Raw genomic sequence first — 20,766 nt, forward strand, 5'->3', positions numbered from 1 at the left:
TATGAATGTCACAGAAATTTTAACAAACCTAGAAACAAAACATCCTAATGAACAGGAGTATTTACAGGCTGTTAAAGAGGTTTTAGAATCTATTGAAACGATTTATAATGAAAACCCACAATATGAAGCGGCCAAAATTATTGAACGTTTAGTAGAACCAGATCGTATTTTAACGTTTAGAGTTTCTTGGATTGACGATTCCGGAAATGTACAAGTAAATTTAGGTCACAGAATACAATTTAACAATGCTATTGGTCCTTACAAAGGAGGAATTAGATTACACCCAAGTGTAAACTTAAGTATTTTAAAGTTCTTAGGATTTGAACAAATATTTAAAAATGCATTAACCACTTTACCAATGGGAGGTGGAAAAGGAGGATCAGATTTTAATCCAAAAGGAAAATCAGATACAGAAATAATGCGTTTTTGTCAAGCATTTATGCTAGAGCTATGGAGATTTATTGGACCAAGTACAGATGTACCTGCAGGAGATATAGGAACAGGAGCTAGAGAAATAGGTTTTATGTACGGTATGTTTAAAAAACTACAGCAAGAAAACTCTGGGGTTTTTACAGGAAAAGGTTTAAATTGGGGAGGAAGCTTAATTAGACCAGAAGCAACAGGCTTTGGTGGAGTTTACTTTACAAAAGAAATGCTAGAAACTAAAAACGACGATTTTAAAGGTAAAACAATTGCACTTTCAGGTTTTGGAAATGTAACTTGGGGTGTTGCTTTAAAAATTACAGAATTAGGTGGTAAAGTAGTTACAATTTCTGGTCCTGACGGTTATATTTATGACAAAAAAGGATTAGATGAAGATAAAATAAGTTACTTATTACAATTAAGAGCAAGTAATAATGATATAGTTTCTCCGTATGCCGATGAGTTTCTAGAAGCTACCTTTCATGCAAATGAAAAACCTTGGGGCGTAAAATGTGATATTGCAATGCCTTGTGCTACTCAAAATGAATTAAATGGAGAAGATGCAGAAAAATTAGTAGCAAATGGTGTTCAGTATGTGGCTGAGGTTTCAAATATGGGTTGTACTCCAGAAGCTATTCACGAGTTTCATAAAGCTAAAATTTTATACGGACCTGGTAAAGCAGTAAATGCAGGTGGAGTTGGAGTTTCTGGGTTAGAAATGTCTCAAAACGCAATGAAATTAAACTGGACCAAAGAAGAAGTAGACGTTAAATTACATCAAATAATGAATTCTATACATACCGCTTGTTTAAAGTTTGGTACTGAAGAAGATGGTTATATAAATTATGTAAAAGGAGCAAATATTGCTGGTTTTATAAAAGTAGCCGATGCAATGTTAGATCAAGGTGTAATTTAAGAATACACTTTTATAAATACTTTAAAAGCACATCAATTTTGATGTGCTTTTTTTATGGGCGTTCCCTACGGTCGTGCTTTTCGTTATATCTTTTATTCATTCTTCATAAAAGGATGCCACTTCAATCACTAACGCAAAACAACCGATAGTTTTAACACCAATTAATTTGTTATTTTTGACAATATGAGAATCATTAAAAACACTGTTTTACAAGGAAAACATAACAAACCAATTTTAACTGACGTTTTTTATAAAGAAACAAGGCAACCAAAACCAATTGTTATTTTTTGTCATGGTTACAAAGGTTTTAAAGATTGGGGTGCTTGGAATTTAATGGCAGAAGCATTTGCTAATACTGGTTTTTTCTTTGTAAAATTCAATTTTTCTCACAATGGAGGAACTGTTGAACAACCTATTGATTTTCCAGATTTAGAAGCCTTCGGAAATAATAATTACACAAAAGAATTAGACGATTTAGAATCGGTTGTCGATTGGGTTTCTAACAATACCGATTTTAAAAATGAAGTTGATACAAACAACATTTCATTAATTGGACATAGCAGAGCTGGCGGAATTGTTACTATTAAAGCAGAAGAAGATGCTCGTATTAAAAAGGTAATTACGTTGGCAGGAGTTTCCGATTTTGGAAGTAGGTCTTCTACTATTGGAGATTTAGAACAATGGAAAAAAGACGGTGTTAAATATGTTGTAAACGGAAGAACAAAACAACAAATGCCCCATTTTTATCAGTTTTATTTAGATTTTAAAGAAAACGAAGAACGATTAACTATAAAAAGAGCTGTTCAGAATCTGCAAATTCCACACTTAATAATTCATGGAGATAACGATGCTTCAATATTTATAAAAGAAGCCGAGAATCAGCATTTATGGAACGCTAACAGCCAATTTGAGGTTGTTAAAGAAGCTGATCATGTTTTTGGAGCAAGTCATCCATGGAAATCTAAAAGTCTTCCAACTCATTTATTAGAAGTAGTAGATAAATGTTGTAATTTTATCATCAATTAATAATTAAAACCCTTTTAATGGCTTCACTTTTATCATCATTATTTAAGAATAATTCCGACGATATTTTTACGATTGCATTTTATAATGTTGAAAATTTATTTGACACTAAAGACGATCCTAAAACACATGATGACGATTATACTTCTGGAGGAAAAAGACGTTGGGGTTACAAAAGGTATAACGAAAAAGTTAAGAAGTTAACGTCTGTAATTTCTCAACTAGGAACCAAACGCTCAAAAAATCCACCAGCAATTGTTGGTTTGGTAGAGGTTGAAAACAGCCAAGTTGTACAAGACTTAGTTAGACATAAAAATTTAGCAAGATATCATTATGATTTTGTGCATTACGATTCTGCTGATGAAAGAGGAATTGATGTTGCATTATTGTATAACAAGCAAATTTTTGAATTACTATCTTCTAAAACCTATCCGCTTTATTTTGAAGAAGAAGACGGAAGTAGAGATTACACAAGAGATGTTTTACGAGTTACAGGAAATTTAAAAGGAGAACGCATAACTATTTTAGTAAATCACTGGTCTTCACGTAGAGATGGAGAAGAAGAAACAAGGCCAAAACGTATTAAAGCCGCAGTTTTAAATAAAACCATAATTGAAGAAATTAAAGCAGAAGATGCAGCTGCTAAAATTATAATAATGGGTGATTTTAATGATGATCCAACAAGTGAAAGTGTAAAAGAATATTTAGTAGGTACAGATTTTTACAATCCAATGGAAAGTCTTTTTGCTAAAGGAGTTGGAACATTAACTTATAATAAAAAATGGAACTTATTCGATCAAATTATTCTAAGTAAAAACTTTCTAGGAAAAGAACCTGGTAAATTACAATTTAAACATGCTGAAGTCTTTAATAAAAAATGGTTACGTATAGCAAAAGGAAAATTAAAAGGAAGTCCGTTTAGAACCTTCATTGGTCCTTGGTACAAAGGAGGTTTCTCAGATCATTTTCCTGTATATACTTATTTAGTGAAAGAGAAAAAACAAGGTTTTTAATAACAAAATACTAGACATAAAAAAAATCCCGAGTTGAAAAACTTGGGATTTTTGTTTTATATAAAAAGAATAAATTATCCTTTTAAATTCGATTTTCCTTTGATAATTGAAATAAATGTGTATTTTCGCATTGTTAAAAAAACCCCCACTTTATTGATTTTTACATAAAGTTTTAACACTTTCTTTACCAAACATAGAGTTAGTTAACGTTTTTTAACAAAAAAAACTAAATTACTATTAATAATTTTATTAACTAATTTTAATCACTTTAACAAAAATGAAAAAAGTTTTTTTATCGCTAGTAATAGCAACAGGAGTATTTATTGGTTGTCAAGATTCTTCAAATGAAAATCCATCAGAACAACAAGCAAAAGTAGACATGAGCGACTTTTATCTTCATACAGATGTAGATGAAACTGCAGGAAGATCTGCAAACGGTACACAAGGAAAAGGTTGTCACACAATGAATGTATTAAATAAACAGTTACAAGAAAATCCGGGTCTTTATAAAAAGATGTATGATGTTGAATATGCTTCGAGGAAATTTTTAGCAGCTAAAGGGAAGCCTGGAGGTGGAAACGGAAACGGAAATGGAAACGGTGGTGGTGGAACCGACCCTACTGATCCAACTGACCCAGTTGATGATGGTTTAGGAGTAATTAATATTCCGGTATATGTTCATGTTGTATATAGTAATTCTCAGCAAAACATAAGTAATGCGCAAATTACGTCTCAAATGACAGTTTTAAATAACGATTTTAGAATGCAAAATTCTGATGCATCAAATACTCCAGCAGAGTTTGCTGATGATGCTGCAGATGCTGAAGTAACATTTACTTTAGCAGGAACTTTTAGACATTCTAATTCTACATCTTCTTGGGGAACAAATAACGCAGTAAAATCTGCTTATCCTCCTGTAACACCAGAAACTCATTTAAATATTTGGGTTGCTGAAATTGGTGGAGGTATTTTAGGATATGCGCAATTTCCAGGAGGTAATTTAGCTACTGATGGTGTAGTGTGTGCGCCTCAATATTTTGGAACAACAGGTTATGTTTCTGCTCCTTTTGATGGTGGTAGAACTATGACTCATGAAGTTGGTCACTATTTAAACTTACGCCATATTTGGGGAGATGGAAGATGTAAACAAGATGATTTTGTTGCTGATACTCCTTCTTCTGATGGACCAAATTATGGTTGTCCTTCATATCCAACTGTTAACTGTCGTACAAATGATATGACAATGAACTATATGGATTATACAGATGATTCTTGTATGAGTTTATTTACAGTTGGTCAAAAAGATAGAATGAGATCTATTTTTGCACCAGGTGGAGCAAGAGAAGCTATTCTTAATTAGAATTAAATATACTAGACATAAAAAATCCCGAGTTGAAAAACTCGGGATTTTTGTTTTATATAAAAAGAATAAACTATCCTTTTAAACTTGCTTTTAAGAATTCAGTATTCATTCTTGCAATGTTTTCTAAAGAAATTCCTTTAGGACATTCAACTTCACAAGCACCTGTATTTGTACAGTTTCCAAAACCTTCAGCATCCATTTGCGCAACCATGTTTAAAACACGGTCAGTTGCTTCTACTTGCCCTTGTGGTAATAAAGCATATTGAGATACTTTTGCACCAACAAATAACATTGCAGAAGAGTTTTTACATGTTGCAACACAAGCTCCACAACCAATACAAGTTGCTGCGTCCATTGCTTTGTCTGCAGCTTCTTTAGAAATAGGAATTGCGTTTGCATCTTGTGTGTTTCCTGAAGTATTTACAGAAATATATCCACCAGATTGTTGAATACGTTCGAAAGAACTTCTATCAACAACTAAATCTTTAATTACAGGAAATGCTGCTGCTCTAAATGGTTCAATAGTAATTGTATCCCCATCTTTAAAAGAACGCATGTGTAACTGACATGTAGTTACGCCACGATCTGGACCATGAGCTTCTCCATTAATATACATAGAACACATTCCGCAAATTCCTTCACGACAATCATGGTCAAATGCAACAGGCTCATCACCTAAATTAATTATTTGTTCGTTTAAAACATCCATCATTTCTAAGAAAGACATATGTTCAGAAATGTCAGATATTTTATAATCTACCATTTTCCCTTTATCACTTGCGTTTTTCTGACGCCAAATCTTAAGTGTTAAATTCATAATATCTTCTTATTTGTATGAACGTTGTTTTAATTCAATATCGTTAAACTCTAATTCTTCTTTGTGTAAAACTGCATCTGCAGGTTCTCCTTTATATTCCCAAGCAGAAACATACGCATACTCTTCATCGTTACGTTTTGCTTCTCCTTTTTGTAATCCGTCTAATTCAACAGATTCTTCTCTAAAGTGACCTCCACAAGATTCGTTTCTATTTAATGCGTCTTTCGCAAATAACTCTCCTAATTCTAAGAAATCTGCTACTCTACCAGCTTTTTCTAATTCAGGATTCATTTCGTTAGCATCTCCAGGAACAGTTACGTTTTTCCAGAAATCTTCACGTAAAGCTTTAATTTCCGCCATTGCTTCTTTTAAACCTTGTTCGTTACGAGACATTCCACATTTTTCCCACATAATTTTTCCTAATTTCTTGTGGTAATAATCTACAGAATGTTCCCCTTTATTATTAATGAAGAAATCGATACGTTCTTTAACTTCTTTTTCTGCTGCTGCAAATTCTGGCGTTTCGGTTGAAATTTTTCCAGTTCGTATATCGTTAGATAAATAATCTCCAATTGTATAAGGTAAAACAAAATAACCGTCAGATAAACCTTGCATTAATGCAGAAGCTCCTAAACGATTTGCACCATGATCAGAGAAATTTGCTTCTCCAAGACAATACAGTCCTTCTACAGTTGTCATTAAGTTATAATCTACCCAAACACCACCCATTGTGTAATGTACGGCAGGATAAATCATCATAGGAGTTCTATAAGGGTCTTCATCTACAATTTTATTATACATTTGAAATAAGTTACCATATTTAGCTTCAACAATTGCTTGCCCTAATTGGTAAATCTTAGCTTCAGAAGGATTTGAGATATTTTGTATTTTTGCCTGTTCTGTACCGTAACGTTTAATTGCAGAGGCAAAGTCTAAATACACTGCTTCACCTGTAGCATTTACTCCGTAACCAGCATCACAACGTTCTTTTGCCGCTCTTGAGGCAACATCACGTGGTACTAAGTTACCAAATGCAGGATATCTTCTTTCTAAATAGTAATCTCTTTCGTCTTCAGACAAATCGGTTGGTTTCTTGCGACCTTCTCTAATTGCCTTTACGTCGTCTATACTTTTTGGAACCCAAATACGACCATCATTTCTTAATGATTCTGACATTAATGTCAATTTCGACTGATAATCTCCCGAACGAGGAATACACGTTGGGTGAATTTGAGTATAACAAGGATTTGCGAAATATGCTCCTTTCTTATGAATTTTCCAGGCTGCAGTTGCGTTAGAACCCATTGCGTTAGTTGATAAGAAATATACATTTCCGTATCCACCAGAAGCAATAACTACTGCATGTGCAGAATGACGTTCTAATTCTCCTGTAACTAAGTTACGTGCTATAATTCCACGAGCTTTTCCATCAACTTTAACAACGTCTAACATTTCGTGACGATTGAACATTTCAATCTTTCCACGAGCAATTTGACGATTCATTGCAGAATACGCTCCTAATAATAATTGCTGACCAGTTTGTCCTTTAGCATAAAAAGTTCTAGAAACTAAAACTCCACCAAAAGAACGGTTGTCTAACAAACCACCATAATCACGTGCAAAAGGAACACCTTGAGCAACACATTGGTCAATAATATTTGCAGAAACTTGCGCTAAACGATATACGTTTGCTTCACGAGAACGATAATCTCCACCTTTTACAGTATCATAAAATAATCTGTAAAAAGAATCTCCATCTCCTTGATAGTTCTTTGCTGCGTTAATACCTCCTTGAGCCGCAATTGAATGCGCTCTACGTGGAGAATCTTGATAAGCAAATGCTTTAACATTGTAGCCTAATTCTGCTAAAGTTGCAGCAGCAGAACCACCAGCTAAACCTGTTCCAACCACAATAACATCTATGTTACGTTTGTTGGCAGGATTTACTAAATCAATATGATTTTTATAATCTGTCCATTTATCTTTTAATGGACCTTTTGGTACTTTTGAATCTAAAGCCATACGTTTTTGTATTAGTGATTGAAGTGATGAAATAATGCAATAATGATAAATCCTACTGGAATACCAATGGCATAAATTTTACTAAATGTTTTCAATCCTTTAGTGTATTTATTATTTGCTCCAACAGATTGGAAAGCTGAGTTAAAACCATGTAATAAGTGCAATGCTAAAAAGACAAATGCAACTACATAAGCAACAACTCTAGCTGGACTTAAAAATTTGTGTTGTAGTTCTTCGAAGTATCTTAATTCACCATTGTGTAAACCAGACCAATCTCCTTGAATAAATTTAGTATTCATTTCTGGAAACCAAAAGTCGATAAAGTGTAACACCATAAATGCTAAAATTGCTAAACCAGACCAAATCATATTTCTGCTCATCCAAGTAGAGTTTGCGCCTCCGTTATTTTTAGCGTAGCTAATTTTACGAGCACTCCAGTTTTTTGCTTCTAAAACAAAACCCATTACAAAGTGAAATATTACACCAATTAATAATATTGGCTGAATTGCATATTGTACAATTGGATTTGTTCCCATAAAATGAGACAAAGCGTTAAATGTTTTTCCTTCGTTAGGAAAAATTGAAGTTAAGTTGATTGCAAAGTGTTGCAGTAAAAATACCATTAAAAATAAGGCGGAAATTGCCATGGCAAATTTTCTTCCGATAGAAGATTTTAATAATCCCATTGAGTTTTTATTGTTGATTAATCAAAACAAATTTAAGGCTAAAACTAAACTTGCACAAATAAACCCTTTTTTTTTGTTGAATATTTAGAATGGGTTTAAATAGAGTGGTGTTTTGTTTTTTTATAAAATTAAAATACAACAAATTTTGTAATACATGTAGTGTTTTTTATAATAGGGTAAAACCGAATTAAACAATTATTTAAAGTGAATTTAACACGGAGAAAATCGGGTTTACAATATAAACTTTAGTATTTTTGCAAAAAAATATTTCAGTTTTCTTTTACAAGACTATTAAAACATAAGAATGAGTACAGAAAAAAAAGTTTGGTTTATTACTGGTGTCTCATCAGGATTAGGTAAACAGTTAGCTAAAGAGGTGTTATCGCAAGGACAAATTGTTGTAGGAACTTTTAGAAAACAAGAGCAAGTAGCCGCATTTAATAATGAAAGCCCAGGAAATTCTTTTGGAGTACTTATAGATGTTGCTAATACACAAATGATTATTGATGGTGTTAAAACCGTATTTGATAAATTCGGAAAAATTGATGTAGTTGTTAATAATGCCGGTTATGGTATTATGGGAAGTGTTGAAGAAATTTCTGATGCAGAAGTAAGAAGACAGTTTGAAGTAAACGTTTTTGGTGTTTTAACTACTATTAGAGAAGTTTTACCACAAATGCGTAAACAACGTTCGGGGCATATTATAAACATAACTTCAATTGCAGGACGTGTAGGTTCTCAAGGTTTAGGAATTTACAATGGTTCTAAATTTGCTTTAGAAGGTATTGGTGAAGCTTTAGCGGCAGAATTAAAGCCTTTAAATATTAAAGTAACTAATGTTGAGCCAGGACCATTTAGAACAGAATGGGCAGGAAGTTCAGCGGCTTACGATAATACTAAAATTGAAGATTACGAAAGTACTGTTGGAGAACGTATTAGAGGTCTACAAAACTTAAGTGGTAACCAACCAGGAAATCCAGTTAAAGCAGCAGATGCAATTTATAAATTAGCACAATTAGAAGAAGCTCCAGTACATTTACCATTGGGTAAAATTGCTTACGAAGTTTTCGGAAATGTAAATAATGGTTTAATTGAAGAGTTAGCTAAGTTTGAGCACTTAGGTAAAGAATGTGATTTTGAATAAGGTATTTTAACCTTTTATAGATATTAAAAACCGCCTTTTGGCGGTTTTTTTAATTTTTAGAACTATTTTTTGATAAAAACTTCCGGTTTCTCTGCGTTAGGGATTGTAGCATTTGTTTGAGCTTTTTTTGTTTTTTTTAACAAAAAAGCGAGTGCGGAAAGCCCGACCTTTAGGTAACGCCCAAAAAACGTTTATAGACTACTTAAGGTGATAAAAAAAACGTAATTTTGTTTTTCAATTTTTAGAAAATGACTGAAGAGAAAAAACCACTAAATTTTTTAGAACAAATTATTGAAGAGGATTTGGCAAATGGAATGCCAAAAGAAAACTTACGTTTCCGATTTCCACCAGAACCAAATGGATATTTGCATATTGGACACACAAAAGCCATTGGAATTAGTTTTGGTTTGGGTGAAAAATACAATGCGCCTGTTAATTTGCGTTTCGACGATACTAATCCAGCAAAAGAGGAGCAGGAATATGTAGATGCAATTAAGGAAGATATTGCTTGGTTGGGTTACAAGTGGGAAAATGAATTGTATTCTTCAGATTATTTTCAGCAATTGTATGATTGGGCAGTTTTGATGATTAAAGATGGTAAAGCGTATGTTGATAGTCAAACTTCGGAAGCAATGCGTGAGCAAAAAGGAACACCAACACAAGTGGGAACAAATAGTCCTTTTAGAGATAGATCTGTGGAAGAAAATCTGGAATTGTTCCAAGCAATGAAAGATGGAAAATTTGCTGAAGGTGAGCATGTTTTACGTGCAAAAATTGATATGGCAGACGATAATATGTTAATGAGAGATCCATTAATGTATCGTGTTTTATACAAAGAACATCATAGAACTGGAAAAGATTGGTGTATTTATCCGATGTATGATTGGACACACGGAGAAAGTGATTATTTGGAGCAAATTTCTCACTCATTATGTTCTTTAGAGTTTAAACCTCACCGTAAATTATACAATTGGTTTCGTGATAATGTATATGAATATAGTAAGAATGAATTTCCGAGTCCGCCAAAACAACGCGAGTTTTCTCGTTTAAACTTAAGTTATACTGTAATGAGTAAGCGTAAGTTAATGAAACTGGTTGAAGAAGGTATTGTTTCTGGTTGGGACGATCCAAGAATGCCAACTATTTCTGGTTTAAGAAGACGTGGTTATACGCCTAATTCTATTAAAAACTTTATTGAAACAGTTGGAGTTTCTAAGCGTGAAAACGTAATAGATGTAGCTTTGTTAGAATTTAAATTGAGAGAAGATTTAAACGCAACAGCTAAAAGAGTTATGGGAGTTTTAGATCCTGTAAAAGTTGTAATTACTAATTATCCTGAAGGAGAAGGAGAAATGTTAACAGCTAATTATAATGATTATGAAGATGGTTTTGGTACAAGAGAAGTTCCATTTTCTAGAGAAATTTATATTGAGCGTGAAGATTTTAGAGAGGAAGCAAATAAGAAATTTCATCGTTTAAAATTAGGAAAAGAAGTACGTTTAAAGAACGCATATTTTATTACTGCAACAAGTTGTACTAAAGATGCTGATGGAAATATTACTGAGATTCAATGTACTTACGATCCGTTAACAAAATCGGGAATGGATACAGAAGAAAGCAAGCGTAAGGTAAAAGGTACGTTGCACTGGGTTTCTGTTAAACACGCAATAAAAGCTGAAGTTAGAGCATACGACAGATTGTTTAATGACGAAGCGCCAGATGGACATAAAGATAGAGATTTTATGGAATTTGTAAATCCAAATTCTTTAGAAACCATTACTGCATTTTTAGAACCAAGTTTACAAACTGCAACAGTTGGAGAGATTTTTCAGTTTCAACGTTTAGGTTATTTTAATGTTGATAAAGATTCTACTAAAGAAAACCTTGTATTTAATAAAACGGTTGGTTTAAGAGATTCTTGGAGTAAAAAATAAGTTTTTTAGTAAGCTGCGTTCAGTTGCAGTTAGCTGTATAAAAAAAATCTCGAAACTTAAGTTTCGAGATTTTTTTTATTTTAATATGTTTTTTTAGAATAATCTAAGTGGATCGGAGAAGTTTAAGTGCCAAACTACACCTACTTGAAAACTCACTAACCATTCGTTATATTTATTTTCTACACGATCTTTTGCATTTAGTCCATCTACATTGTCCGAAAAGAAATATTGAAAACGTCCAAGAGCAGATAAATCCATTCTTTCTGTTAATTTATATCTAATTCCTGCTCCTAAAACTGCAGACCCAGTACTTCCTTCACCAACAGCTCTATCTCTCCAATCTTGCCATTTTGTGTATAATAATGTTGGGTCGCTTCTCCAATCTCCATCTCCATATTCTGTTGTTAAATCATTTTCGTACATAGAGTACATTAATCCTAAACTAACATAAGGATTCCATTTATATTCAGAATAGTAAGCGCTAAACGAACGTAAATCATTAAAGTGATACTCTGCACTAACTCCAAAATTTAATAAATTTACAGAACCTCTCATGTCTCTAAGTTTTTGCCTATTAGATGTAGGTCCGCCACCAAGTGTCCACTTTCCATGATGTCTTAAATTATCAGTAGTCATATAATTGATTTCCGTTTTTATTGCAATATCATCTATAAGTCTATAGCGAGCATTCCAACGGTCATTTCTATTATAAAAAGTAAGATAGTGTACTAAACTAATAGACATTGCCATGTTACCAACTTCACTCTGAAAGTTGTATCGTTGTCCATAATCAGATTGCATAGCATAAACACCTACAAACAGACCAACATCGTGTGTAAAATGTTTGTTGTCAAAAGTGTATTTTTGAGCAAAAGTACCTGCTGTACAGAAAAGTAAAATAAAAACTATTTTTAGGGATTTCAAAAGTTTTTTCTTTTTGTTTAGAAACAAATATATAAAAGTTAGTTAAAGTTTTAGCTTTAAATAGACTTATTTTATGGTAAATGTTTCATTAAGAATCCAATTGGCTCTTATTTTTAATTCTTTTTCGAAGTAAATAATTTTTTCTGGTTGAAATTTTTGTAAGAAATCACCAGTATCCCACCTGTTATTTTTATTGGTGTCAATAATAGCCCGAATTGAGTATGTTTGTGGATCTAACAAAGAAAATTCTACCTTATTTTGGTCTTTTATATATTTTCTAGAAACGACTTTCTTGTTTTTTGATAAAAGTTCAAGAATAATAGGACTTTCCGTTTGGTTATCTATAGTTAATGTTATGCTTCCGTAATCGTCAATTGCTTTCGTTTTAAGTGATAAGTTGATAGAATCATTTGTAGTATTATAAACATCTAAAAAAGCATTAGGTAAAACTTTTATAGCATATTTATTAGAAGGTTCTTTATCAAAAATAAACGCATATTTATTAATGTTTTCTTTTTTAAGTTGAAATTTTACCGCTACAGTATCTTTATCAACCAAAGAAAACTTGGTGTCATCTGTTTTTACAATTGGGTTGTTTGTCTTAAAAAATAAGGTGTCATTTAAGTGTAAATTGCCACTTGCTGATGCTAAAACATTTAATGAGTCTATTTTTTTCTTGCGAAGAAAAACAGTTGTTGTGTCTTTAATATTAGTATTAGAAACAATAAAATTTAAAGAATCTTGTTCAATTGGTGTAAACCAATAATTTAAAGTGTCTTTATCTTTTTCAAATTGAGTAAAATCTTTAAAATTTTCAGGAACTTTAGATAAAAGTGTAACTTCCATTGCTGTTTTTTCTCCTTCAAAGCCAAATTGAATTCTACCTTTGGTAACTTCTTTACCACGTTTAAATTTATAAGGCTGTAGTTCTTTAAATAGCACCAATTCTTTATTTACAACACTGTCTCTAGGTAAAGAAATAGTATCTATAGAAAATGCAATTTTGTCGGTTTTTGAGCTAAAAAGATAGTTGTTATTTTCTTCTTTTAATGCCAATAACAAATACTTTCCTTTCTGTAAATTAGTAAATTGATAGTTGTTAGAATCTAGTGTGTTAGAAACATAAAGAGGCTTCTTTTTATAAATGATAGAATCTGTAAAAGAAGAGTCTAATTTATACAATAAAACACTTGTGTTTTTTGCAAGATCTCTTTCTATTGCGTCTTTAACCGAGCCTTTTAATGTTAAAGAATCTATATAATCTCCAGTAGAAAAAACATATTTAAAACTCTCTAACTTGTTATTTTCGTTATTGTCTTGTACTGCATTACCAAAGTTAAAAGTGTAGGTAGTATTTTGTTTTAGTGTGTCTAAAATTTCAATATTTATATACTTACTTGGCGTTCCTTGAGGTGATATTATTGGCGGACTTTTCATTGGTGGAGAAACAACCAATTGCTTATTTAAATCCTTTAGAACAACATATTCATCAAAATAAATTCTAATTTTTTTCTTATTGAATTTAATAGTTTCGTTTGGCGGATTTGCAGTTACCAAAATTGGTGCAGTTTCATCTTTTGGACCACCATCTGGTCTTCCTTTTCTGGCACAATCATAAAGTGCAAGAACCATTAAAGAGAAAAGTAAAATTTTTGAAACGTTTTTCACAAAAAAATATTTACAACAAAGAAACAAAATCATTCTGTAAACGCCATTGTAACAATACTTATTTTAATGTTTTCTGTTTTTAACAATTCATTACAGCAACTTTCTAGTGTTGCACCAGTTGTAATAACATCATCAATTAGTAAAATGTGTTTGTTTTTAAATTTAGTAAAATCGGTGAGTGTAAAATTTGTTTGAGAGTTAGAAAATCGTTCAAAACGCTCCTTGTAAGTCTGTGTTTTTGTTGAAGAAATTCTGATTAAAACATTGTTATTATATGGAATTTTTAAAATTTCACTTAAAACTTCCCCAAACTTTGTAAGCTGATTATAACCACGTTCTTGCAATCTTTTTTTGTGCAAAGGAACAGGAATTATATAATCTACATCAGAGAATTGGTTACTTTCATTTAAAATTTCTCCAAACCAACTTCCTAGAAATGCTCCTATTTCTTGGTTTCCTTTATATTTTAAAGAATGAATTAACTCGCGGGTTTTACCAACCTTTCTAAAATATAAAAAAGAGGTTGCTTTTTCAATAGGAATTCTACCAAAAAAAGTTTGAGCAACTCTATTGTTTTTATAGTCTGTATGATTAATAATAGGCAAATCGTGTCTACAAAAAGAACAAATAACAGTTTCTCCTTTTAACAATTTATTATTACAGGTTGTACATAAATTAGGATAAAATAATTGGAAAAAGTCTTTTAAAAGTTGCATATTTACACAGCGTTTTTTGCTAAAGTTAAACAAAACATATCTTTTTGACAAACAGACTCAAATTTTTTAAAGAAGCCGTAAAAAGTTTAAAAACATCTGGAACGGTAACTCCAAGTTCTCGTTTTTTAGCAAAAAGAATGATTGCTAAAATAGATTTTGCAAAAACAGATGTTATTGTAGAATTAGGCGCTGGAAATGGTGTAATTACCAAACAAATCTTAAAAAAACTGCATCCAAAAGCAACATTGGTTTGTTTTGAAATTAATGAGAATTTCCATAAAGAGTTACTTAAAATTAAAAACAAACAACTGGTAGTTTTAAACGCATCTGCCGAAAAAATTGAGGATGAGTTAAAGAAACTAGGGTTTTCAAAAGCAAATCATATTATTTCTAGCTTACCATTTACTATAATTCCAGAAGAAGTTTCAACCGAAATTTTAGAAAAAGCCTATCAGGTTTTAGCTTCAAAAGGTACGTTTATGCAGTATCAATATTCCTTAACGTATTTTAAAAAATTATCTAAAGTTTTTTCCGAAGAAATTAAATTAGAATTTGAACCACTTAATTTTCCACCAGCATTTGTTTATCGCTGTATAAAGTAACTTATTTTTTATTGATTAATTTTTTAGAAAATGTATCTTTGCCCTCATTATGGCAAAACAAGAAGATCAATTTAAGAAAGTATTATCGCACGCAAAAGAATACGGTTATGTATTTCAATCCTCTGAAATTTATGACGGATTAAGCGCGGTATACGATTATGCTCAAAACGGAGTTGAGTTAAAGAAAAATATTAGAGATTACTGGTGGAAAGCAATGGTTCAAATGAACGAAAACATTGTAGGTTTAGACGCTTCAATCTTAATGCATCCAACCGTTTGGAAAGCTTCTGGACACGTAGATGCTTTTAACGATCCGTTAATTGATAACAAAGATTCTAAAAAACGTTACAGAGCTGATGTTTTAATAGAAGATTATTGCGCCAAAATTGAAGGAAAAATAAATAAAGAAGTCGCTAAAGCAGCAAAACGTTTTGGTGAGGCTTTTAATAAAGAAGAATTTCTTGCAACAAACGGACGCGTTGTTGGATATCAAGAAAAAATTACCACTATTTTAGCAAGAATGGGTAAATCTTTAGAAAATGAAGATTTAGCTGATATTAAATTATTAATTGAAGAATTAGAAATTGCAGATCCAGCTACAGGTTCTAAAAACTGGACTGATGTTAAGCAATTCAATTTAATGTTTGGAACGCAATTAGGCGCTTCTGCAGAACATTCTACCAAAGTATATTTACGTCCAGAAACGGCACAAGGTATTTTTGTAAACTTCTTAAACGTTCAAAAAACGGGTAGAATGAAAATTCCTTTCGGAATTGCACAAACTGGTAAAGCCTTTAGAAATGAAATTGTTGCAAGACAGTTTATTTTTAGAATGCGTGAGTTTGAACAAATGGAAATGCAGTTTTTCATTAAACCAGGAACTCAAAAAGTATGGTACGAGCAATGGAAAGAAAACAGAATGAAATGGCATTTATCTTTAGGAATGGGCGCCGATAATTACCGTTTTCATGACCATGATAAATTAGCGCATTATGCAGATGCAGCAGCAGATATTGAGTTTCAATTTCCTTTCGGGTTTAAAGAATTAGAAGGAATTCACTCAAGAACAGATTTCGATTTAAAACAACACGAAGAATATTCAGGTAAAAAATTACAATATTTCGACCACGAAGAAAACAAAAACTATGTTCCTTATGTAGTAGAAACTTCAATTGGTTTAGATAGAATGTTTTTAGCAGTTTTCTCTAATTCTTTACAAGAAGAAGCTTTAGAAAACGGAACTTCAAGAACCGTTTTAAAATTACCAGCAGTTTTAGCACCGTTTAAAGCAGCGGTTTTACCGTTGGTTAAAAAAGATGGCTTGCCAGAAGTTGCACGTGAGATTTTAAACGATTTAAAGTGGGATTTTAACGTGTTTTATGACGAAAAAGATGCTGTTGGAAAACGTTATAGAAGACAAGATGCAAACGGAACACCGTTTTGTATTACTGTAGATCACCAAACATTAGAAGATAAAACGGTTACCATACGTCATAGAGACACAATGGAACAAAGCCGTGTTGCAATTGCAGACTTAAACGCTATTATTAAAGCTGAAGTTGATGCAAAAGCTTGGTTACAGAAAATGTAGACATAATTATGTCTTTAGTTATAAAAAAACCTCATCAATTTGATGAGGTTTTTTTATGGTGTTTTGATTAGGTTTTCTAACGGTGTTGTGTATTGAAAGTTGCGTTTTTGTGTGCGAGGATTTTCCGAAGGAAAATCAAAGTGTGCAAAAATGCAACTGACTTTGGTTAAGCACTAATTTAGCAATTTTTTATACACGGTGTTGTGTTTAGTTTTTTAAAATAAAGAGTTTTTTTATTTCCGTTTTTGTCAACAATATATTTTTCGATATATTCTTGGTCAAAAAGAATTTCATAGTTTTCAGGTTCATTGATAGAAATTCTTACTTTAAATACTTTTCCAATATTATTTTCTCCTTCAAGAGTTTTTGTTGATTCTCCAAAATGTTTTTTTCCCTCGTAAATAAACCAAAACTTATACTTAAATAGAGGCCCAACTCTCTTTCCACTTACAATTCGTTTTTTTTCATATATTTTTCCATAAGTTTCAATGGAATTTATTTTTAATTCAATTTTCTGAACAATAAAATAAAAAATAACAACAGATAAAATTAAGACTCCTAATTTCCAACTATTATTTTTATAATAATTCCAAGTTTTAGAAGATTTACTTTGTTTCATTAATGTTCTCTTTCAAATTAAATACAATGTGATTCTGAATATGCGTCGTTTTAATGACTTATATTCAACGTTAGCGAAGTTACCCAAAATTACCTTTAGAATCAAACTAAACTTTATGTAGAAAAAAAGCCTCACAATTTAAATTGTGAGGCTTTTCATATACTTTTAGAAAATCAGTCTAAGACTGATTCATTAAGTCTTCAATTTCGTCTGCTTCAATAGGAATGTTGCGCATTAAATTAAAAGGTTCTCCTGTTTTTTGTATAACAACATCGTCTTCTAAACGGATTCCAAAACCTTCTTCAGGAATGTAAATTCCAGGTTCTACAGTAAAAACCATATTTGCTTGCATTGGTTCGTGTAACAAACCATAATCGTGCGTATCTAAACCAATATGATGCGATGTTCCGTGCATAAAATACTTTTTATACGCAGGCCAATCTTTATTTTCGTTTTGTACATCGGCTTTGTCTAGTAAACCTAAACCTAATAATTCCGAAGTCATTAAATGACCAACTTCTACATGGTAATCTTCCCAAATTGTTCCAGGAACTAATAGTTTTGTAGCTTCTTTTTTAACACGATTTACTGCATTGTAAACTGCTTTTTGTCTGTCTGTAAAACGACCAGAAACGGGTATTGTTCTAGACATATCTGAAGCGTAATTTCCGTATTCTGCAGCAACATCAAACAAAATTAAATCGCCAGCTTTACATTGTTGGTTGTTTTCAATATAATGTAAAACATTTGCGTTGTTTCCGCTTGCAATAATTGGTGTGTAAGCAAATCCTTTAGAACGATTCATTAAGAATTCGTGCATAAACTCTGCTTCAATTTCAAACTCCCAACAATCTGGTTTTACAAAGTTTAAAATTCTACGGAAACCTTTTTCTGTAATATCACAGGCATGTTGCATTAAATCGAGTTCAATTTTACTTTTTACAGAGCGTAAACGGTGTAAAATAGGACTACTTTTAGCAACAGAATGTGCAGGATATTTGTTTAATAACCATTTTGTAAAACGGTCTTCGCGAGTTTCGGTTTCTACCTTTGCGCGGTAATGTTCGTTGGTGTTTATGTAAACAGTTTCTGCTAAAGCCATCATTTCTGCAAACACTTTTTCAATGTCTTGTAGCCAGAAAACAGTTTTAATTCCACTTGTTTTTAAAGCAGCTTCTTTATCTAATTTTTCACCTTCCCAAACAGCAATATGCTCGTTAGTTTCTTTTAAAAATAAGACTTCTCTAAATTTTTCCTTTGGAGAATCTGGAAACAACACCAAAATACTTTCTTCTTGATCTACACCACTTAAATAAAAGATATCTCTGTGTTGTTCAAAAGGCAACGTACTATCTGCTGAAATCGGATAAATATCATTAGAATTAAAAACAGCTAAACTCATTGGCTTCATTTTTGAAGCAAAGTTTTTACGGTTTTCTATAAATAAGTTGCGGTCTATTTGGTGGTATTTCATTGTTGATTTGTTTTTATAAAAATCAAAAGTACAAGTTTAAACCGATAAATAAAAGATGCTTTGTATTTTGTCAATCAAAACCCATTTCAGATTCTGAAATGGATTTAGAATGACAGCATTTTAAATTTTACCTACGTTTATTTCTAGATCTGTTTCTTCCAGCTCCTTCAGAATTTCCATCAGAAGGTCTTTTTTTCTTTGTTCCAGAACCACCTCTATGAGAAGCTCCAACGCCTTTTTTCTTTTTGTTAAAAGAACCTTTTTTCTGAGTAGCAGCACGTTTTGGGCCAGCAGTATCTGTTGGTTCAAAACCTTCAATTATTTCTACTTCTAGTTTTTTCTTCAGTAGTTTTTCTATTTCTGCTTGGTATTCTGTTTCTTCACTACAAACTAAAGAAATTGCTTGTCCGCTTGCTCCAGCTCTACCAGTTCTACCAATTCTATGCACATAATCTTCTGGTACATTTGGTAACTCAAAATTGATTACATGTGGCAATAACGGAATATCCAATCCACGAGCAGCAATATCTGTTGCTACCATAACTCTAATGGTATTTTCTTTAAAGCTTTTTAATGCTTTTGTTCTAGCACCTTGACTTTTATTTCCGTGAATTGCAGCGGCTGTAATACCTAATCCAATTAATTTTTTTGTTAATTTATTAGCTCCATGTTTAGTTCTTGTAAAAATTAAAACCTGATTCCAATTTCCATCTTTAATTAAATTGGTAACTACTTGTGTTTTTTTGCCTTTATCAACTAAATATGCTTTTTGAGAAACCATTTCTGCGGTAGAATTCTGCGGAGCAGCATTTACCATAACAGGATTTTTTAAAATACCTTCAGCAAGTCTTTTAATTTCTGTTGAAAAAGTAGCTGAAAACAATAAATTTTGACGTTTTGCAGGCAAATAACTCATTATTTTATTCAAATCACGAGCAAAGCCCATGTCTAACATTCTATCAGCTTCATCTAAAATAAGCACATCAATGCGGTTAAAAGACACTGCTTTTTGGCTGTGTAAATCTAATAATCTACCAGGAGTTGCTACTAAAATATCTACACCTCTTCTTAAAGTTGCTATTTGTCCGCTAGCCTTTACACCACCAAAAACTACGGTAGATTTTATGTCTAAATGCGTACTATATTCTCTAACATTTTCTAAAATTTGAGCTGCTAACTCTCTTGTAGGTGTTAATACTAAAGCACGAACTGGTCTGTATTTTGGGTGTTTAGTTTCCGATAAATATTGTAAAACAGGTAAGGTAAAACCGGCTGTTTTTCCTGTTCCGGTTTGTGCAGATGCCAAAACATCTTTACCGGCTAAAATATGTGGTATTGCTTTTTCTTGAATTGGTGATGGAGTTGTATATCCTTTTTCTTCAATGGCTTTTAATAAAGCGTCAGTTAATCCTAAAGATTTAAATGTCATAATTATTTATTTAGAAATGCACGGTTTTTTCGTTATTTCTATGAGTTTGCAAAGGTACAGCTATTAATATTGATTTTAGTGCATAAAAAAAGATGCTTAAAAAGCATCTTTTCTAGTTGATTTTTGGTTGATGATTTTTTATTTGCTCATCGCACTTTTAATTACACCAATAATTGCCATTAATGCACCGCCACCTACAGTTCCACCAGCAAGACTACCAACAATTCCTCCAAGGTCTAAACCTAACATTCCAAGTAATTGTGCTCCTAATCCTCCACCAAGAATCCCAACAACTGAGTTCCAAAGTGTTCCCATAGAAAACTTTTTTAATAATGCTCCTGCTACGTTACCACCAACGGCACCCGTAAGTAAACTGATAATTAATTCCATCATAATTGAGTT

General features: G+C 32.0%; 18 protein-coding genes. 8 read left to right on the forward strand and 10 right to left on the reverse strand.

What is annotated here, in order from left to right:
• Position 1: 1 nt before the first annotated feature.
• The 4 genes from gdhA to L1S33_RS03370 all read left to right on the forward strand — a co-directional run bounded on the left by gdhA (position 2) and on the right by L1S33_RS03370 (position 4,735).
• Positions 2 to 1,339 (forward strand): NADP-specific glutamate dehydrogenase, encoded by a 1,338-nt coding sequence (gdhA, locus tag L1S33_RS03355; RefSeq protein WP_240561231.1) that lies wholly within the window; start codon positions 2 to 4, stop codon positions 1,337 to 1,339.
• A gap of 183 nt (positions 1,340 to 1,522) precedes the next feature.
• The gene (locus tag L1S33_RS03360) at positions 1,523 to 2,365 is read left to right on the forward strand and encodes an alpha/beta hydrolase family protein (RefSeq protein WP_240561232.1); all 843 of its coding nucleotides are present in this window, start codon (positions 1,523 to 1,525) and stop codon (positions 2,363 to 2,365) included.
• Between the two features lie 17 nt (positions 2,366 to 2,382).
• Entirely contained in the window at positions 2,383 to 3,375 is a 993-nt protein-coding gene (locus L1S33_RS03365; protein WP_240550970.1) for an endonuclease/exonuclease/phosphatase family protein, read from the forward strand.
• A 277-nt stretch (positions 3,376 to 3,652) separates the two neighbouring features.
• Positions 3,653 to 4,735 (forward strand): zinc metalloprotease, encoded by a 1,083-nt coding sequence (locus L1S33_RS03370; protein ID WP_240561233.1) that lies wholly within the window; start codon positions 3,653 to 3,655, stop codon positions 4,733 to 4,735.
• A 73-nt stretch (positions 4,736 to 4,808) separates the two neighbouring features.
• Here the strand turns inward: L1S33_RS03370 and L1S33_RS03375 are convergent, their stop codons facing one another.
• The 3 genes from L1S33_RS03375 to L1S33_RS03385 are packed head-to-tail and all read right to left on the reverse strand — an operon-like array spanning position 4,809 to position 8,263.
• Positions 4,809 to 5,555, reverse strand: coding sequence for a succinate dehydrogenase/fumarate reductase iron-sulfur subunit (locus L1S33_RS03375; RefSeq protein ID WP_072556410.1), 747 nt, complete (start codon positions 5,553 to 5,555; stop codon positions 4,809 to 4,811).
• Between the two features lie 9 nt (positions 5,556 to 5,564).
• Positions 5,565 to 7,577: a fumarate reductase/succinate dehydrogenase flavoprotein subunit gene (locus tag L1S33_RS03380; protein ID WP_240561234.1), complete on the reverse strand. Its 2,013-nt coding sequence runs from the start codon at positions 7,575 to 7,577 to the stop codon at positions 5,565 to 5,567.
• An 11-nt stretch (positions 7,578 to 7,588) separates the two neighbouring features.
• Entirely contained in the window at positions 7,589 to 8,263 is a 675-nt protein-coding gene (locus L1S33_RS03385) for a succinate dehydrogenase cytochrome b subunit (RefSeq protein ID WP_240550967.1), read from the reverse strand.
• Positions 8,264 to 8,567: 304 nt separating this feature from the next.
• Here L1S33_RS03385 and L1S33_RS03390 point away from each other — a divergent pair, with 304 nt between their 5' ends.
• Positions 8,568 to 9,407: an oxidoreductase gene (locus L1S33_RS03390; RefSeq protein ID WP_240561235.1), complete on the forward strand. Its 840-nt coding sequence runs from the start codon at positions 8,568 to 8,570 to the stop codon at positions 9,405 to 9,407.
• A 248-nt stretch (positions 9,408 to 9,655) separates the two neighbouring features.
• Positions 9,656 to 11,341, forward strand: a complete 1,686-nt coding sequence (locus tag L1S33_RS03395; RefSeq protein ID WP_240561236.1) for a glutamine--tRNA ligase/YqeY domain fusion protein — start codon at positions 9,656 to 9,658, stop codon at positions 11,339 to 11,341.
• A gap of 93 nt (positions 11,342 to 11,434) precedes the next feature.
• Here the strand turns inward: L1S33_RS03395 and L1S33_RS03400 are convergent, their stop codons facing one another.
• The 3 genes from L1S33_RS03400 to L1S33_RS03410 all read right to left on the reverse strand — a co-directional run bounded on the left by L1S33_RS03400 (position 11,435) and on the right by L1S33_RS03410 (position 14,649).
• Positions 11,435 to 12,265, reverse strand: coding sequence for a THC0290_0291 family protein (locus L1S33_RS03400; RefSeq protein ID WP_240561237.1), 831 nt, complete (start codon positions 12,263 to 12,265; stop codon positions 11,435 to 11,437).
• A gap of 66 nt (positions 12,266 to 12,331) precedes the next feature.
• Positions 12,332 to 13,933 carry an Ig-like domain-containing protein gene (locus L1S33_RS03405; protein ID WP_240561238.1) on the reverse strand — a complete coding sequence of 534 codons (1,602 nt, stop codon included), beginning with the start codon at positions 13,931 to 13,933 and terminating at the stop codon, positions 12,332 to 12,334.
• 29 nt (positions 13,934 to 13,962) lie between these two features.
• On the reverse strand, positions 13,963 to 14,649 hold the full coding sequence (locus L1S33_RS03410; RefSeq protein ID WP_240561239.1) for a ComF family protein: 687 nt from the start codon (positions 14,647 to 14,649) through the stop codon (positions 13,963 to 13,965).
• Between the two features lie 44 nt (positions 14,650 to 14,693).
• Here L1S33_RS03410 and L1S33_RS03415 point away from each other — a divergent pair, with 44 nt between their 5' ends.
• Entirely contained in the window at positions 14,694 to 15,251 is a 558-nt protein-coding gene (locus tag L1S33_RS03415; protein ID WP_240550960.1) for a class I SAM-dependent methyltransferase, read from the forward strand.
• Positions 15,252 to 15,300: 49 nt separating this feature from the next.
• Entirely contained in the window at positions 15,301 to 16,842 is a 1,542-nt protein-coding gene (locus L1S33_RS03420; protein WP_240561240.1) for a glycine--tRNA ligase, read from the forward strand.
• 178 nt (positions 16,843 to 17,020) lie between these two features.
• On the opposite strand, the gene L1S33_RS03425 is transcribed toward L1S33_RS03420, so the two are convergent.
• The 4 genes from L1S33_RS03425 to L1S33_RS03440 all read right to left on the reverse strand — a co-directional run bounded on the left by L1S33_RS03425 (position 17,021) and on the right by L1S33_RS03440 (position 20,757).
• Positions 17,021 to 17,461 carry a hypothetical protein gene (locus L1S33_RS03425; RefSeq protein ID WP_240561241.1) on the reverse strand — a complete coding sequence of 147 codons (441 nt, stop codon included), beginning with the start codon at positions 17,459 to 17,461 and terminating at the stop codon, positions 17,021 to 17,023.
• A 178-nt stretch (positions 17,462 to 17,639) separates the two neighbouring features.
• A complete protein-coding gene (locus L1S33_RS03430) occupies positions 17,640 to 18,935 on the reverse strand; it encodes an aminopeptidase P family protein (RefSeq protein WP_240550957.1) in 1,296 nt (431 codons plus the stop codon).
• Between the two features lie 127 nt (positions 18,936 to 19,062).
• On the reverse strand, positions 19,063 to 20,364 hold the full coding sequence (locus L1S33_RS03435) for a DEAD/DEAH box helicase (protein WP_240561242.1): 1,302 nt from the start codon (positions 20,362 to 20,364) through the stop codon (positions 19,063 to 19,065).
• Positions 20,365 to 20,502: 138 nt separating this feature from the next.
• Positions 20,503 to 20,757 carry a hypothetical protein gene (locus tag L1S33_RS03440; RefSeq protein WP_240550955.1) on the reverse strand — a complete coding sequence of 85 codons (255 nt, stop codon included), beginning with the start codon at positions 20,755 to 20,757 and terminating at the stop codon, positions 20,503 to 20,505.
• Positions 20,758 to 20,766: the final 9 nt, after the last annotated feature.

It is taken from the genome of Tenacibaculum aquimarinum (assembly GCF_022478115.1).
Lineage (GTDB): Bacteria > Bacteroidota > Bacteroidia > Flavobacteriales > Flavobacteriaceae > Polaribacter > Polaribacter aquimarinum_A.